The 15,614-nt window shown below is 68.3% G+C and carries 15 protein-coding genes; 4 read left to right on the top strand and 11 right to left on the bottom strand.

The window, feature by feature from the left end; translation table 11 throughout:
- Positions 1–49: 49 nt before the first annotated feature.
- From ABD134_RS14250 to ABD134_RS14220, 7 genes are all read right to left on the bottom strand, one after another.
- Positions 50–403, bottom strand: coding sequence for a cation:proton antiporter (locus ABD134_RS14250; RefSeq protein WP_344230526.1), 354 nt, complete (start codon positions 401–403; stop codon positions 50–52).
- Positions 403–681 (bottom strand): monovalent cation/H+ antiporter complex subunit F, encoded by a 279-nt coding sequence (locus tag ABD134_RS14245; RefSeq protein ID WP_344230524.1) that lies wholly within the window; start codon positions 679–681, stop codon positions 403–405. The genes ABD134_RS14250 and ABD134_RS14245 overlap by 1 nt, the downstream gene beginning before the upstream one ends.
- Positions 678–1,088, bottom strand: a complete 411-nt coding sequence (locus ABD134_RS14240) for a Na+/H+ antiporter subunit E (protein WP_344230523.1) — start codon at positions 1,086–1,088, stop codon at positions 678–680. The genes ABD134_RS14245 and ABD134_RS14240 overlap by 4 nt, the downstream gene beginning before the upstream one ends.
- On the bottom strand, positions 1,085–2,698 hold the full coding sequence (locus ABD134_RS14235) for a proton-conducting transporter transmembrane domain-containing protein (RefSeq protein ID WP_344230521.1): 1,614 nt from the start codon (positions 2,696–2,698) through the stop codon (positions 1,085–1,087). The genes ABD134_RS14240 and ABD134_RS14235 overlap by 4 nt, the downstream gene beginning before the upstream one ends.
- The gene (locus ABD134_RS14230; protein WP_344230519.1) at positions 2,695–3,117 is read right to left on the bottom strand and encodes a sodium:proton antiporter; all 423 of its coding nucleotides are present in this window, start codon (positions 3,115–3,117) and stop codon (positions 2,695–2,697) included. Before ABD134_RS14230 ends, ABD134_RS14235 begins: the two co-directional genes overlap by 4 nt.
- 1 nt (position 3,118) lies before the next feature.
- Positions 3,119–6,223 carry a DUF4040 family protein gene (locus ABD134_RS14225; protein WP_344230517.1) on the bottom strand — a complete coding sequence of 1,035 codons (3,105 nt, stop codon included), beginning with the start codon at positions 6,221–6,223 and terminating at the stop codon, positions 3,119–3,121.
- Between the two features lie 78 nt (positions 6,224–6,301).
- On the bottom strand, positions 6,302–7,411 hold the full coding sequence (locus ABD134_RS14220) for a serine hydrolase domain-containing protein (protein WP_344230515.1): 1,110 nt from the start codon (positions 7,409–7,411) through the stop codon (positions 6,302–6,304).
- Between the two features lie 73 nt (positions 7,412–7,484).
- On the opposite strand from ABD134_RS14220, the gene zupT reads away from it, so the two are divergent.
- Both zupT and ABD134_RS14210 read left to right on the top strand, forming a co-directional pair.
- Entirely contained in the window at positions 7,485–8,288 is an 804-nt protein-coding gene (zupT, locus tag ABD134_RS14215) for a zinc transporter ZupT (RefSeq protein WP_344230513.1), read from the top strand.
- Between the two features lie 9 nt (positions 8,289–8,297).
- Positions 8,298–9,626, top strand: coding sequence for an MFS transporter (locus ABD134_RS14210; RefSeq protein ID WP_344230512.1), 1,329 nt, complete (start codon positions 8,298–8,300; stop codon positions 9,624–9,626).
- 18 nt (positions 9,627–9,644) lie between these two features.
- Here the strand turns inward: ABD134_RS14210 and ABD134_RS14205 are convergent, their stop codons facing one another.
- Both ABD134_RS14205 and tpx read right to left on the bottom strand, forming a co-directional pair.
- Positions 9,645–10,952: a S1C family serine protease gene (locus ABD134_RS14205; RefSeq protein ID WP_344230510.1), complete on the bottom strand. Its 1,308-nt coding sequence runs from the start codon at positions 10,950–10,952 to the stop codon at positions 9,645–9,647.
- A 48-nt stretch (positions 10,953–11,000) separates the two neighbouring features.
- Positions 11,001–11,501, bottom strand: a complete 501-nt coding sequence (gene tpx, locus ABD134_RS14200) for a thiol peroxidase (protein ID WP_344230508.1) — start codon at positions 11,499–11,501, stop codon at positions 11,001–11,003.
- Positions 11,502–11,586: 85 nt separating this feature from the next.
- Between tpx and ABD134_RS14195 the strand changes: the two genes are divergently transcribed.
- A complete protein-coding gene (locus ABD134_RS14195) occupies positions 11,587–12,426 on the top strand; it encodes a patatin-like phospholipase family protein (protein ID WP_378108296.1) in 840 nt (279 codons plus the stop codon).
- 30 nt (positions 12,427–12,456) lie between these two features.
- Here ABD134_RS14195 and ABD134_RS14190 read toward each other — a convergent pair whose 3' ends face one another.
- Positions 12,457–13,032, bottom strand: a complete 576-nt coding sequence (locus tag ABD134_RS14190) for a PACE efflux transporter (protein ID WP_344230504.1) — start codon at positions 13,030–13,032, stop codon at positions 12,457–12,459.
- Positions 13,033–13,889: 857 nt separating this feature from the next.
- On the opposite strand from ABD134_RS14190, the gene ABD134_RS14185 reads away from it, so the two are divergent.
- On the top strand, positions 13,890–14,969 hold the full coding sequence (locus tag ABD134_RS14185; RefSeq protein WP_344230502.1) for a DUF808 domain-containing protein: 1,080 nt from the start codon (positions 13,890–13,892) through the stop codon (positions 14,967–14,969).
- On the opposite strand, the gene ABD134_RS14180 is transcribed toward ABD134_RS14185, so the two are convergent.
- Positions 14,966–15,415 carry a VOC family protein gene (locus ABD134_RS14180; protein ID WP_344230500.1) on the bottom strand — a complete coding sequence of 150 codons (450 nt, stop codon included), beginning with the start codon at positions 15,413–15,415 and terminating at the stop codon, positions 14,966–14,968. The two genes, ABD134_RS14185 and ABD134_RS14180, sit on opposite strands and share 4 nt — an antisense overlap.
- Positions 15,416–15,614: the final 199 nt, after the last annotated feature.

Raw genomic sequence — 15,614 nt, 5'->3', positions numbered from 1 at the left:
GGAATGAGACGTCGATGAGCCGTGGATGAGATTTCGATGAACCAGTGACTCAGCCGTCGCCGGCCAGGTCCTGCGGACGAGTGGCTGGGTCCAGGGGCGCCCCGGACTGATACGCCGCACGGGCCAGGGTGTTCGACGCCATGGAGGAGACGATCACCAGTGCGGCGATCGTCATGAGGGATACCAACAGCGTCCACCATTCGAAACCGTCCCGGCCAGTCAGGTGGACGAAGACGCCAATGACTGCCAGTGGCAGTCCCATACCGGTGGCCGAAGAGAACACGTTCATCATCTGCAGAGCGTCCTTCGCCCTGAGCATGGCCGCGGCCGAGAGCAACACGAACAGGGCCCCGCCGAGGATGAACACGGCCGACACCAACTCATAGACGTCGAATGCGGTCATCAGCGTTCTCCCCTCGTGAGGATGCGGGCCAGGGCCACCGTGGCAAGGATGCCCAGGAAGGCGGCCAGCATGGCGGCATCCTGGACGATGGCCGATTCGGTCTGCACGCCGATGATCATCAGGATGCCGATGGACGCAAAGAACACGAGGTCGCCGACCACCGCCCGTTCGGCAGCCGAGGTGGCGGAGTAGACCCGGTAGAGGCCAAGGATCACCGCGGCGGCGAGAATTCCCATGGCCAGGGCCAGTATGAGGTCCGGGATGGAGTCGAAGATCATGGACGCCGCCCTTCCTGAGCTTCTGCTCGTACCTCGGGCCGATCATCCCAGCCGCTGCCGCGTGTCATCCTCAGCAACCGATCCTCCATGTCCCGCAGTCCCTCGCGCACAGAGTCCCGGTCCGCGACGAAGACGGAATGCACGAAGACCGTGACCGGTTCGGTGTCTGTGCCGTGTGCCGTGCCGATCACCAGGGTTCCCGGGGTGATGGTGATGGAGGAGGCCATCCACGTCACCTCGAGATCCGTGGCACCCCGCAGTGGAAAACTCACGATCGACGGTTGGGCGAACGTGCCGGGTGTGAGGGTCCGCCGGGCGACCAGCAACGACCCCGAGATGACCTGACCGATCAGCCAGAGCAGATAGCGCACCATGTTCCACACGCTGAAGCGCCAATGGTCTCTCATTCGACGTCACCTCCCAGGACGGCCTCCACGTAGGGCCCGGTCTCGAACAGACCGGCCGCCGCGGTCTCGACGAATGGCATCAGCGTACCGGCGAAGACGAAAAGCAGCACGGAGACTCCGATCATCGCCACGCCGGGAGCCAACAGGCGTCCCGGGATCCGGACGGAGTCAGGCACCGCCACCTCTGGGCCTCGGTCCCGGCTGCCACCGGTCAGGACGGGCCGGTACACGCTCAGTGGCTCGCCGGCGAAGGACCTGCCCCACAAGCGCTGCAGGGCCACGAGAGTCGCCACGGAGGCCAGCACGATCGCTGTCAGGAAAACCGGGGCATACCACGAGGGATTGCCGTCTCCGGGCCCGGCGACCGCACGGACCAGCCCCAGCTTCGCCCACAGACCCGAGGTCGGTGGCAGGCCGGCCAGGGACAGCAGACCGAGGGCCACCACGACGGCGGCCAGCCGGTCCCGGTGTAGCAGCCCGGAGAGTTTGCCGAGGATTCCAGTGCCGTAGGTCTGTTCGACGGCGCCGGCAGTGGTCAGCAGGGACGCCATGGTCACCACGTGGTGGATCAGGTAGAACAGGCCGGCGGCCACGGCAGCCGGTGAGGCGATGGCCATGCCGATGAGGATGTGACCCACTCCGGCGATCATCTGGAAGGCCATGACCCCGCGGAAGCGGTTCTCGCCGATCGACCCGAACGCACCCAGCACCATGGTGGCGAGCACGACGACGGCAATCACCACTGCGACCGTTGTCGCGGTGCCGTGCGCGGCCGGCGTCGCGACCGTGGCTTCGGCCGTGCCGGCTGAGCTCCCGGGAGCGAAGGCGGTGAAGTAGATCCGGAAGATCGCGTACAGCGCGACCTTGGTGTGGAGGGCGGAGAACAGTGCCATGATGCCGGCTGATGTGCCCGGGTAGGCACGCGGCATCCAGCCGTGGACGGGGACCACGCCCGCCTTGATCGCCAGGGCCAGCAACACGACGGTGACTGCCAGGGCCACCTGGGGGTCCTCGCCGGCGCGTCCTGCCAGCGCGGCGAGGTTGACAGTACCTGCCGAGCCGTAGACGAGGCCCACGCCCATCACCAGGATCGCGCTGGTGACGAGGTTGACGATCACGAACATGCGGCTGATGCCCAATCGGCGCCATGTGCCGGTCACGGCGATCAGTGCATAGGAGGGCAGCAGCATGACCTCGACGAACACGAAGAGGTTGAACAGGTCCCCTGTCAGCAGGGCACCGTTGACGCCGGACATCAGCAGCAGGGCGAGAGCCGGGACGAACCGCAGCCGGTCCTCGCCGGAAGCGGTGAGGAACCAGCACGAGGCCGCGGTCGCCAGGCCGGTGGTCGCCAGCAGCGCCGCAGTCAGGGTGTCGGAGACTAACGGGATGGCGATCCCGCCCTCAAAGCTGCCGATCGCACTGGCCAGGACCGGGGCGTCCTGGTGATGGACCATCAGCGCGACGGCGGAGGCCAGCACCAGCACCGGGACGGCGATGATGAGGATGCGGTCCAGCGCCCGGCGGCGCAGGATCACCGAGATCGCGGAGAACAGCAGGGGGACGGCCACGAAGAGCGGCAGCAGGGAACCGAGGAACTGGTCGTTCATGCGTGGTTCACCCCCCGCTGATCCTCGGATTGGTTGTCTGGCTGGATATCCTGCTGGCTCTCGTGCTCGAGGCCTGGCTCGTCGTGGTCGCTGACGGTGGGTGCCCTCTCCTGATCATCGTTCCGCCCGATGACCGCCAGGGCGAGCATGAGGATGGTGGTGGCCATGGCGATGACGATGGCCGTCAGCACGAAGGCCTGTGGCAAAGGATCGGCGGACTCGGCGACGGAGGTGCTGTCCATGAGCGGCTCATGGCGCCAGCCGGGCACCCCGCTGGCGAGCAGAAGCAGGTTCGCGGAGTGGGAGATCAGGGTGAGCCCGAAGATGGCGCGCACCATGTCCCGCTGCAGCAGCAGCCAGACTCCGGCGGTGGTCAGCACCCCGACGGTGATGGCAAGGACGAAGATCGAGTCGAACATGTCACCGCCCCCATTCTTCAGGCCGGACGCCGGAGGAGATGTGCTGCGTCTGCGGCCGGACGGGGATGGAGCTGGTCACGGGTACGGCTTCCTCCTGAGTGTCCGGTGCCGGGGTGTCGATCTCGCCCAGGAAGGCCTCGTCCACGCGCTCCCTGGTGCTTTCGCCGCCCTCCTGCTCTGCGGAGGCGGGTGCCGTACCGAGGACGTTGAAGGCAAGCATGACGAGTCCGATCACGGCGAGGTAGACGCCGGCGTCGAAGACCATGGACGTGGTCACGTGCTCCCCCAGGAGATAACCGTGCTGGGGTTCCATATAGGTTCCTGTGAAGGCCATGTTCACCAGGCCGATGGCCACGGCGATCACCACGCCGCCACCGATCAGGTACAACGGGGCGCGTGGAGGACCGATCTGACGATCCTTCGAGGTCGACAGGTACAGCAGACCCACCACGGCCGAGCCGACCAGTGCAGCGATGAACCCGCCGCCGGGCTCGTTGTGACCGCGGAGGAAGAGGATCGCTGAGACCACGGCGAGGATCGGCAGGATCACCTTGAGCATCAGTTGCAACTGGCTGGTGTTGGCCCACGAGTCCAGAATGGCGCGCCGAGCGGTCGGGGTGCCCAGCTCGGGGCCTTCCTGGGCGCCGGAACCGTCGTCCTCGCCAGGCATTGCAGGCATCAGTTGAGGGTCCAGGTGGCGGTTGCGGATGGTGGAGAGGATGGCGGCGATGGCCACCCCCGTCATGCCCAGCACGGCCAGTTCCCCGAGGGTGTCCAGGGCCCGGAACTCCACCAGGATCACATTGACGATGTTGGCACCGCCGGTGATGTCCTGGCCGTTCTCGAGAAGGTAGGTGCCGACCTCCGACTTGCCCCGGCGGCCGGTCAGCCCCCAGACGGCCAGGCCGGTCGCCAGTCCGGCGCTCACGGAGATGAGGGCGGCGGGTACCGCGCGCCGGGTGCGGACACGCCGGAAGGTCCGGGGCAGCTTCTGCAGGACCAGCATGATGACGATGACGGTCAGGGACTCCACCAGCAGCTGGGTAAGGGCCACGTCCGGGGCGCCGAGGGAGACGATCTGCACGGTGACCAGGATTCCGACAGCGGACAGTGCCACGGTGGCGCCGAGGCGTGAGCGGGCCATGGCGACGCCCAGGGCCGAGACGGCCAGCAGGATCAGCAGCACGATGTCCGACGCCTGGTTGAGGTTCGGCTGCAGCGGCGGCAGCTCTCCGCCGGCGTTCAGCAGGAGCACTCCGGGCACCACGATGGCGGCCAGAGACAGCACCATCATGGCCGCGTGGGAGGCGGCGGCGTCCCGGGCGGTGAGGCGGTTGACTCCCGAACCGAGCGCCGTCAGCCCGGCGGTTGCGGACTCGATCAGCCCGGACCCGCTGAAGGGCAGTTCGGCCCGTTCCAGAGCCGGCCAGAGACGGTGACGGACTGCCAGGGTGCCCAATCCCAGGGCCAGGACCGCCACGGTGGTCAGCAGTTCCGGGGTGACGCCGTGCCACAGGACGAAGTGCGGGTGCACCTCCGCTCCGGGCAGGGCCGCCGTGGCCGCCGCTCCGACGGCGGAGTCCAACAGGGGCAGGGCGAACAACGCGGCGACGGAGGTCACGATCGGCAGTGCGGTGGCGACGACGAGGATGGCACCCGGTGCATGGCCGGCGTGTTGCTGACCATTCGGTGCCGAACCGGACGCACCCTCAGGGGCCCGCGCCGGGTCCCAGAAGCCGCCCACCACGATCTTGGCGCAGTAGGCCACCGTCAGCACGGAGCCGAGGGCCGCACCGGCCAGGGCCACGGGACCCGCCCAGGAGGGCAGGCTTCCAACGGACTCGCCGGCGCCCATCCAGTCCACCGACCAGGCGTTGAGAGCGGTGAAGATGGACTCCTTGGAGACGAAGCCGAACAGCGGCGGGAAACCGGCCATGGCCCCGGCGCCGAGGACCGTCACCGCGAAGGTGCCGGGCAGGACTCCGCGCAGGACGGGCATCTGACGGAGGTCGCGGGTTCCGGTGGCGTGGTCCACCACCCCGATCATCATGAACAGGCCTGACTTGAACAGGGCGTGGGCGATGGTGTGGATCAGGGCGGCGGCGATGCCGGCCTCTGTGCCGGTGCCGATGGCAGCGACGATGAGCCCGAGCTGGCTGACCGTCGAATAGGCCATCAGCTTCTTGAGGTCGTGCTGCTGGAGGGCGCGCCACCCCCCGACGAGGGCGGTGACGAGGCCGGCGGTGACGAGCAGCACGGACCAGAGCGCGTTGTCATGAAACACCGGTGAGAACCGAAGGAGCAGGAAGATGCCGGCCTTGACCACCGCGGCAGCGTGCAGGTAGGCGGACACCGGGGTGATGGCAGCCATGGCGTCCGGCAGCCAGGAGTGGAAGGGGAACTGCGCTGACTTGGTCATGGCGGCGAGCGCGATGAGCAGCCCGATGGTCGTGGTGAACGCTGGGTCGGACGTCCACAGCCCGGCCGAGGCCTCAGGGTCCAGGATCTCGGTGAGGTCCGTGGTCCCGGCACGCACGGCCACCAGGACGACTGCCACGAGCAGCGCCAACCCGCCGAGGAACGTCACCAGCAGGGTGCGCATGGACGGGGCGAAGGCTGGTCGTCCGGAGCGAGCGATGAGCAGGAACGAGGCCAGCGAGGTCAGTTCCCAGCACAGGAACAGCACCATCAGATCGTCGGCGGTGACCAGGCCCACCATGGACACCGTGAACAGGGCCATGCCGAGGTAAAAGCTCAGGTAGGCCGAGGGAGGCATCCCGGCGTCGAGGTACCGGGTCGAGTACACCAGCACGACGGCGCCGATGAGCAGGGAGATCAGCGTGAAGACGCTCGAGATCGGGTCGGCCGCGAAGGACAGATCGACCCCCCATGCCGGGATCCAGGGGATGGACCAGGTGTTGGCTGCTGACCCGGCATCGGTCTCCGTTGCAGTGCCGGCGGCCTGGAGGGCGGGAAGGTAGAGCACCGCGGCGCCCAGGTAGACAGCGGCCAGCGGCCAGCCGGCATTACGTCCCAGCCAGCGGCAGAACAGCGGGGTGAGGATGAGTCCGACCGCCAGTAGGGCAAGCGTGAGGGCGATCGACATGCGACACACCCTACCGAAGCCAGGTGCCCCCGCGTGACACCGATCAGTCGTCTTCGAAGGCAGTCAAGGTGAGCCCCTTTAAGTAGTCAAGATTTCGGACGCGCCTGTGGAGCTGTTCGCCGCCAGCGAACGAATTGCGTCGGAGACGTCCACGAGCAGCCTGCGATCTGCCGGATGGCCGCTAGCCCTGTCGGACACCAGGCCGACCGCCAGGTCCAGGTCCGGGTCCGCCCACCCCAGGCAGACATCCGATCCGTTGTGGCCGAAGGTCCGTTCCGTGCTGGTCTCTCCCAGCGGACATCCCGCTCCGGTGCCGCCCAACTGCACCCCGGTTCCCCAGCGGGTGGGCAGCCCGGTCCAGCCGTCCGGGCCCCCGTCCGAGCTCGGCGTACACAGCGCCTCCCGCTCCGGGGCCTGGAGCAGATGGTGATAGAACCGTGCTAGCTCCAGCGCGGTGGTCGAGATTCCGGCCGCCGGGATCTGAGCCTGCCGGACGATCCTGCGGTTCAGCAGGGCCGCAATCAGCGGCCCTCCCGGGGCGGCACGGAAGGAGGCATCAAAGGGCAGGCAGCGGGGCAGCTCGGCATCCGGCACGCCTGGATGGACATCCCGGAGTCCAGCCGGCTCCAGGACCAGCGTTCGGAGCAACCCGGCCCAGCCCACATCTCCGTCCCCTCCGACGGCGCGCCCGCCAGCCCGACTGGCAGCCCGCCGTGCCACCTCCGCGAGGATGAACCCGAAGTCCAATGGCTGATAGGCGGGCCCGGCACCGTATCTCCGGTCCCGGCGCCGGCCACCCGCTACCCGCTGCAGCGACGCCTCAGTGCGATGCATGGCGATCACGGCCGCTGGATAGGGCCCCGCTGAGGGGACGGCGGAGCGGTGGGTCAGGACGTCGCGAAGCGTGGTGCCGGCTTTCGAGGTTCTCTCACTCCGTGGCCACCCTCGGGCGGAACCGTAGTCCGGCCAGTACGCGGCCACGGGCGCATCGAGATCGAGCACGCCCTCTCCGGCGAGCCGGTGCACCAGCAGCGACGTGAAGGGCTTGGAGGCGGAGAACAGCCAGCCGAGGGCGTCGGTCCGGCAGCGGACGGCCCCGTCCACCACCGTCCGCCCGCCAAGGATCACCGCGAGCTGCACGGAGGCTCCCCGGGAGCCCGCCAGCCGGAGGAGGTCGGAGGGATCCACAGACCCAGCGTAATGAAGCCCACGTGCCATGTCCCGTGCCGGTCGCGGACCATGACCGACCTACACTCGGCTGGTGGAGAACTTCTGGCTGGCCTTCGGGCTGACACTGCTCGCCGGCCTCTGCACCGGTATCGGTGGGTTGATCTCGGTGGTCCCGCGCCGCGCGTCCGGCGCCTTCCTGTCCGTCTCGCTCGGGTTCTCGGCCGGAGTCATGCTCTACGTCTCCTTCATGGAGATCATGCCCAAAGCCCTGGAGTCCCTGACCGCGGCCAATGGACCGGCTGCCGGACCGTGGGCGGCCGGAGCCGCGTTCTTCGCCGGAATCCTGCTGATCGGTGTCATCGACCGCCTGGTACCCGAGCAGATCAACCCGCACGAGCCCGGATTGGTCCATGATCCGGCCGCGGCCGTGAAGCGCCGTCGGATGATGAAGACGGGCACCGTGACCGCCCTTGCCATCGGCGTGCACAACTTCCCAGAGGGCTTCGCCACATTCATCGCCGGGCTGACCGACTTGCAGGTCGCCCTGCCCGTGGCCCTGGCGATCGCCCTGCACAACATCCCAGAGGGTGTGGCCGTTGCCGTTCCGATCCGCGAGGCGACCGGTTCCCGCCGCAAGGCCGTGCGGTGGTCCTTCCTCTCCGGACTGGCTGAACCGGCCGGGGCGTTGATCGGATTCGCCCTGCTGATGCCCTTCATGAACGACTTCACCCTGGGACTCACCTTCGCCCTGGTGGCCGGCATCATGGTGTTCATCTCCCTCGATGAGCTGCTGCCCACCGCACGCGAATACGGAAAGCACCACCTGGCCATGTACGGGCTCGTGGCCGGCATGGCCGTCATGGCGGTTTCGCTGTTGCTGTTCGCGACGCTGTAGAACTGACCCATGACCTCCGACCCTTGCACCAATCCCGAGACCTCCGCCGCGCCCTCTCCCGGCGTACCCCCCGTCCCCCCTGCGGGGCGGGATGGGCGGGATGGGCGGGTTGCGCGGGGAACGATCGGCGTCACTCTGGCTGTGCTGGCCGTGGTGTTCATCGCCGTCAACCTGCGTCCCGGGGCCACCGCCCTGGGACCGGTTCTGGCCGAGGCGTCCGCATCCCTGCGAATCGACGGCACCGTGGCCGGGATCATCACAGCACTGCCGGGGTTGATGTTCGGACTTGTGGGATTGGTGGCGGTGAGCCTGGGGCGCCGGGCCGGGCTGTCCCTGACCATCGCCCTCAGCCTGATCGTGATGGTCGTGGGCCTGCTGTTGCGCCCCTTCGCCCCGTCCATCTGGGTCTTTATCCCGTTCACCGCCCTGGCGCTGGCCGGCATGGCCGTGGGCAACGTCCTGGTCCCCGCGTGGATCAAGCGGCACGGCGGCGGCCGCACGGTGGCCTTGATGACCCTGTACAGCATGTTCCTCACCGTCGGCGGATCCGCCGGTTCCGGCCTCGCCGCACCCCTGGCCGAAGCGGCCGGGACCACCCTGTCCGCAGGGGACCCGGCAGAGGGCTGGAGGTGGTCGCTCGGATTCTGGGGGCTGGCCGCCGTCGTCCCCCTGGTGTTGTGGCTGCTGGTGGCCCGCCGCGCAGGGCACGACTTCCCGGGAACCCCGCCTCAGGATGAACCAGACCGGCCGCTGCGGTCCTCCCCCACTGCCGTGTTTCTCATGGTGCTGTTCGGGATGCAGTCCATGAATGCCTATGTTCAGTTCGGCTGGCTGCCGCAGATGTACCGGGATGCCGGACTGGACGCCAATCTGGCCGGTGCCCTGCTGTCCGTGGTCGCGGCACTGGGCGTGGCCGGCGGGCTCGTGATGCCCACCGTGATCGACCGGTCCCGGACCCTGGCGCCGTGGATGATCGGCTTCGGCATCGCCACCGTGGCCGGCTGGACCGGGATGCTGCTGGCTCCGGCCGAGGGCGGCCTGTGGTGGGCTATCCTGCTGGGCTTGGGCGGCTTCGCCTTCCCGACGGCGATCGCCCTGATCCCCGCCCGCAGCCGGCAGCCGCATGTCACCGCACGGCTGTCCGGCTTTGTTCAGCCCTATGGTTACATCGTGGCCGCCATCGGACCGATGGCCGTTGGATTGATCCATGCGGCCACGGGGAACTGGACTCTGGTACTCGTCCTGCTCGCCTGCTCCGGAATCGTCATGGCGCTGGCCGGGCTCCGCGTGTCCGCCCGCGTCTATGTGGACGACGAGATCACGGTGCAGCGGGACTAATCGACCACGGGTCACCGGTCAGTAGACGACAGCCTCCTGCAGGGTGGCCTCACCTGACCGGTCTTCGCCTGCCTCCGTGGTCCATTCGACAGTGATGACATCCCCCACGTTGTGGTCGTTGACGATCTGCGAGAGTTCGGCGGCCGAGGTCACGGGCTGGCCGTCCACGGTGCGGACGATGTCCCGTTCCCGGAGGCCGAGCTGTTCGGCCGAGGAGCCCGGCGTCACCTCGATGACGACCGCCTGCTCCTGTTCGGTGCCCACCACGATGCCCAGGGCACCGTCCATCCCGATGCTGACGGAGTCTGTCTCCTCACCGGAGAGGACCTGCTCCACCACCTCCAGGGCCACGGTCACGGGAATCGCATACCCGTCCACTTCCTCGGCGGTCTCGCCCTGGGATGCCGCCGTGGTGATGCCGATGACCTGGCCGTCCCCATCCACCAAGGGGCCGCCCGAGTAGCCCGGAATCACGTCCGCGCTGGTCTCGATGAGACCCGACAGCCGGGACATGTCGTCGGGGGCACCGGAGGAGGCCACGATCGACTCGTCCAGTCCCGTCAAATCACCCGTCACGGCAGTGAGGTAGCCCTGGCCACCACCGTTGCCGACGGCGGCCGTGGGTTCGCCCCGGTCCGGTAGTTCGGTGTTGATGGAGGCCGTTGCCAGGGAGGGTGCGTTCTCGATCTGCAGCACGGCGACATCATGCAGGGAATCGCGTCCCAGCACTATGGCCGTGTAGACCTCGCCGGAGTCAGCGACGGTCACCGTGACATCGGAGGCGTCCTCGACGACGTGGTAGTTGGTGATGGCCAGTCCGTCGCCGGTGAGGACGACGCCTGTCCCGGTGCCCATACCGCTCATCAACTGGGTGTCCACCATGAGCACCCCCGGGGCATCCGTGACCCGGGAGCCCTGGTCCAGGCCGGCGTCACCTAGGTTCGGGCCGGCCGCCCAGTCCACCTGGATCCCCTCGTGGCTGTGCTGCAGGGCCTCGCCGAGGGGGACGCCTCCGGTGGCCGGTAGCGCCGGTCCGTGATCCTGCGCCGCCACGATGTCCCGGATCTCCTCGAAAACCAACAGGCCCACGCCACCGGCCAGGATGGTTGCGGCCAGGAATCCCGAGGCGACGATCAGACGGTAGGCGGGGCTCCGGCGTCGAGGGCGTGGCTGTGGGTGGGCGGGCTCGTGCGGCTGTTGGGGCGGGGGCTGATACCGCTGCTCGGGCACGCCATAGATCGGGCCGACCGCGGGCGGCCGGTCCGGAAAGCGGGGGATCCCGACCGGCGGGCGGTCGGGATCCCCCGTGTTCTCAGGGTCGTTCACGGTACTCCGGTGATGAGAACGGGACGTGGTGGACCGGGCGGAACGAGATCAGCCGCGGACGGCGGCCAGGGCGGAGTCGTAGTCCGGTTCGGTGGTGATCTCCGGGACCACCTCGGTGTAGGTCACCGTCCCCTGCGGGTCGATCACGATGACAGCGCGCGCCAGCAGGCCGACCATGGGACCGTCGGCCAGGGTGACCCCGTAGTCCTCGCCGAAGGTGGACCGGAACACCGAGCCGGTGGTGACGTGCTCGATTCCCTCGGCGGTGCAGAAGCGGCCGGCGGCGAAGGGCAGGTCCGCGGAGACGGCCACCACGGTGGTGTTCTCCAGGTCAGCGGCCGCCTTGTTGAACGTGCGGACGGACTGGGCGCAGACGCCGGTGTCCATGGAGGGGAAGATGTTCAGCACGATCGTGCGTCCGGCCAGGGACTCCAGGGTGATCGGAGCCAGGTCGGACCCGGTGAGGGTGAAGGCGGGGGCGGGGGCGCCCTCGGCGGGCAGCTCCCCGACGGTGTTGACGGGGCTGGACTTGAATGCGGTGATTGCCATGCGCTCCAACCTAGCGGTTTAGGCTGGCGAGGTGGAACTGCGCAGCAATGTCACCGATACCGCACTGCTCTTCGAGGGCGGCGGAATGCGGGCATCCTATACGTCCGCCGTGGCGGTCGCCCTCCTTGAATCGGGTATCCACCTGGACTTCGTGGCCGGTATCTCGGCCGGCTCGTCCAATACAGCCAACTACCTGGCGAGGGATCCGTGGCGGGCGCGGCATTCGTTCGTGGACTTCGCCGCCGACCCGAAGTTCGGCAACTGGAAGACATTCCTGCGCGGTGACGGCCTGTTCAACGCCAAGTACATCTATGAGGAGACCGGCCTGCCGGATCAGGCCCTCCCCTACCCGTGGGAGACCTTCCTGGCCAACCCTGCGACGCTGCGTCTGGGTGCGTTCGACGCCGAGTCCGGTCAGGCCATCTGGTGGGGCCGCGAGGACATCCAGGAGCTCCCCGACCTGATGGTGCGGGTCCGCGCCTCCTCCACGATGCCGGTTCTCATGCCGCCGGTGCGGCTGAACGGTCGGACCTACGTGGACGGGGCCCTGGGTCCGGACGGCGGGATCCCCCTGTCCGCTGCCGTCGACGCCGGCCACGAACGGTTCCTAGCGGTGCTCACCCGGGAACGCGGCTACGTCAAGGCCCCCGAACGGTTTCCCCGGTTCTACCTTCGCTACTTCCGCAAGCACCCGGCGATCGCCGAGGCCCTGCTCACCCGGTGGCAGCGGTACAACGCGACGCGGGAGCGCTTGTTCGAGCTCGAGCGGGAGGGCCGCGCCTACCTCTTCGTGCCGGTGACCATGCCGGTGTCCAATGGCGAGAAGGACGTGGTCAAGCTCGCCGCCGCGCACGAGGCCGGGCTGGCGCAGGCTCGCCGGGAACTGCCGGCCATCCGGGAGTTCCTCGGCTTGCCGGCGGTGTGAAGCTGCCGTCCGATCGATGCGGGCTGACCGCTACTGCGCGGAGTCAGGCAGCCCGAATACGCGGTCGAAGAGCCAGGCGTACACCGCGTTGTAGATGAGGAAGAAGACGATCAGGGCCGCCTCGTAGAGGAAGGCCTCCCACAGGCTGACCTGCAGCAGCACCGCGACGGCAGGCACCAGGACAATCACCAGGCCGAGCTCGAACAGCAGCGTGTGCAGCAGGCGGATCCGCAGAGGCCGGCCGGTGTGACCCGAATGCCGCTCCCAGCGCTCGAACAGCGTGTTGAACACCATGTTCCAGATCAGGGCCACCACCGAGGACAACACCCCGACGGCGGCGCTGGCGCCGGCCGGGTTGCCCAGCAGCGAGAGGATGACCGTGGTGAAGCCGATGGCGAGCGCCTCGAAGATGACGGCGTAGACCACACGGCGAACGGCCGGCGTCGGGAAGACACGGCGACCGATCAGGGCCCGGCGGCCACCGGGGGCCAAGGGCACCTCACGTTGGGCGGCGTCTGACGTGGGGTCGACGATGGAGTCGCTGGCTGAGTCGACAGTGGAGTCGGGTGAGGGCTCACTGGCAGGGTGGGGCGCAGTGCTGGGCATGACGAAGAAACCTCCAAGATGTGTCCATGGGAAGTCCTCGACCGGTTTCGCGTCCATGGAAGCGGATGCTCGGCGTCCCGGACCGATCGACCGGCAGGCCCAGGGGAAACCGAGGCTGACCGGATGCGGATCGATGGGGACCGGTGGTCCCGTGACGCCGTGTGATGATTCTACCAAGGTTGAACCCCTCGTCCGACGCGGCTATTCCCTGGCCGACCGGGACAGCACCGACGATTCAACACCTTCGATGAGGAGGACCGCGTACCTGCACACCTGCACCCACCTGAACAGAAAGGGGCTCCCACCCATGTCGAGCTCCCCCCTGAGTATCCGGGCCGCCATCGTCGGATACGGCAACCTCGGCAAGAGCGTGGAGAAGCTGATCCGCACCCAGCCGGACATGGACCTGGTGGGAATTTTCTCCCGACGTTCTGAGCTGGACACGGACACCCCGGTGTTCCCGGTCGCCTCACCGCCGCCTCCCAGGTCGCCTACGGCCGGGCCGCCGCCCGACTCCGGGCCGAGGGGAAGAGCGGAGCGTTCACCGTGCTGGAGGTCGCCCCGTACCTGCTCTCCCCCGTCGCCCTGGACGAACTCATCCGGCGGGACGTGTGACCGGACGGGTGACCGGACGGGTCGACCGGAGAGCCGCCGACCCCGCCATGGGCCGACGCGCCGCCGTCGTCGTATGCTCTGAGCATGCCGATCACGCGAGATGACCGCGAGACCCCGCCCGCCCCGGTAGCGCCGGCACCCCGGGCGGGCCCCACGCGACAGGACCCCTCCGCAGTGCGATCCGCACGGCCGGGTCAATCACGGGGCAGCCAGTCACGGGGCAGCCAGTCACGGGGCAACCGGTGAGCGGCGGCCTGGTCGCCCTCCTGGACGACGTCGCCGCTCTGGCCCGCATCGCGGCGGCCTCGGTGGACGACATCGCCGCCGGGGCCGCGAGGGCCGGCACCAAGGCCGTGGGCGTGGTGATCGACGACGCGGCCGTCACGCCGCAGTACATGACCGGGGCCGACCCGTCACGGGAGCTGCCGATGATCAAGCGGATCTTCTGGGGCTCCCTGCGGAACAAGATCCTGATCATCCTGCCCGCGCTCCTGCTGATCAGCGCGTTCATCCCCTGGCTCATCCCATGGATCCTCATCCTGGGCGGCACCTACCTCTGCTACGAGGGGGCTGAGAAGGTCTGGCACAAGCTCCGCGGCCACCATGCCGAGAAGCAGACCCCGGCCACGGAGAAGGGCCCCGAGGCCGAGGACAAGGTGATCAAGGGAGCCATCACCACGGATTTCATCCTGTCCTGCGAGATCATGGTCATCTCCATGAACGAGGTGGCCGACGAGAGCATCTGGTTCCGAGCCCTCATACTGATCGTGGTGGCGATTGCGATCACCGTGCTCGTCTACGGCGCCGTCGCGCTGATCGTCAAGATGGATGACGTCGGCCTGCACCTCGCACAGAAGGACGGCAACGGAACCCGGCGGTTCGGTGAGATGCTGGTCAAGGCCATGCCGAAGGTCCTGGCCGCCATCACGTTCATCGGGACCATCGCGATGTTGTGGGTCGGCGGGCATATCCTGCTTCAGCAGTCGGCCGAGCTGGGGCTGCATGCCCCCTACGACCTGGTCCATTCGCTCGAGGCGCCCGCTGCCGCGCTGTCCGCCGTAGGCGGGTTCCTCGGCTGGCTGGTGAACACGCTGTGCTCCGCCATGATCGGGTTGATCTGGGGCCTGGCCGTCATGGTCGTCTTGCATCCCCTGCTCCGGTTACTGCCGATCGGCAAGGCGTCGGACGCTGTGGAGGGCGCCGGCCACGAGGAGGGGTCCCTCCGGGCCGCTGTGGCCGGTCACCGTCCGGGCGGCCGTCCCGCGGCGCAAGGCCCGGATCCGGGTCCAGGTCAAGACCCGGAGTCCGAGCCGCCGGCCTAGGGGGCCGCTTCGCCGGTCTCCACGGACTCTCCGGACTCGACGGAGAAGGCCCACATCACGCCGAAGCGGTCGAAGGCCTGGCCGTACCAGTCGCCCCAGGGGGCCTTCTCGAACGGCATGTTCTCGGAACCGCCGCCGGAGATCAACTTCCCGATCAGGTCCCGGGCGGCTTCCGGGCTCTCCACGGTGTAGAGCAGTGAGTACGCGGTGTCCTTGATCGGGTAGTCCTTGCTGTCCATGACATCACCGCCCGCGAGCTCGCCGCCCGGCAGCGACAGGGTCACATGGGCCACCGCCTTCGGGTCTGGTTCGAAGGGCATGCCTTCCATGGGCATATCGCCATAGCGCAACAGATCCAGCGTGCCGCCGAACACCTCATGCCAGTGCTCGAACGCCTCGGCGGTCTGCCCGGGCAGGGAGATATACGTCGCAAGGGAGGTGCTCATGGGGTGCTCCTAGTTCTCAGGGCCGTGTCGTTCTCGGGGCGGTGTCGCGCCCCACTCGAGGTGGTTCAGGTTGTGACTGGTTGGTCAGGCTGTGACACCAGCATGTTCCCTCGGGGAGAGGGCCGCACCTCCGATCCTGCGCATCCGTCCGGACAGTTCAACGAGAAGCAGGGCATGGGACCGAGCCCTTGGACCCTCC

It is taken from the genome of Citricoccus alkalitolerans, from assembly GCF_039528175.1.
In the GTDB taxonomy this organism is placed as follows: Bacteria; Actinomycetota; Actinomycetes; order Actinomycetales; family Micrococcaceae; genus Citricoccus; species Citricoccus alkalitolerans.
This window is presented reverse-complemented; position numbering and strand designations above follow the sequence as displayed.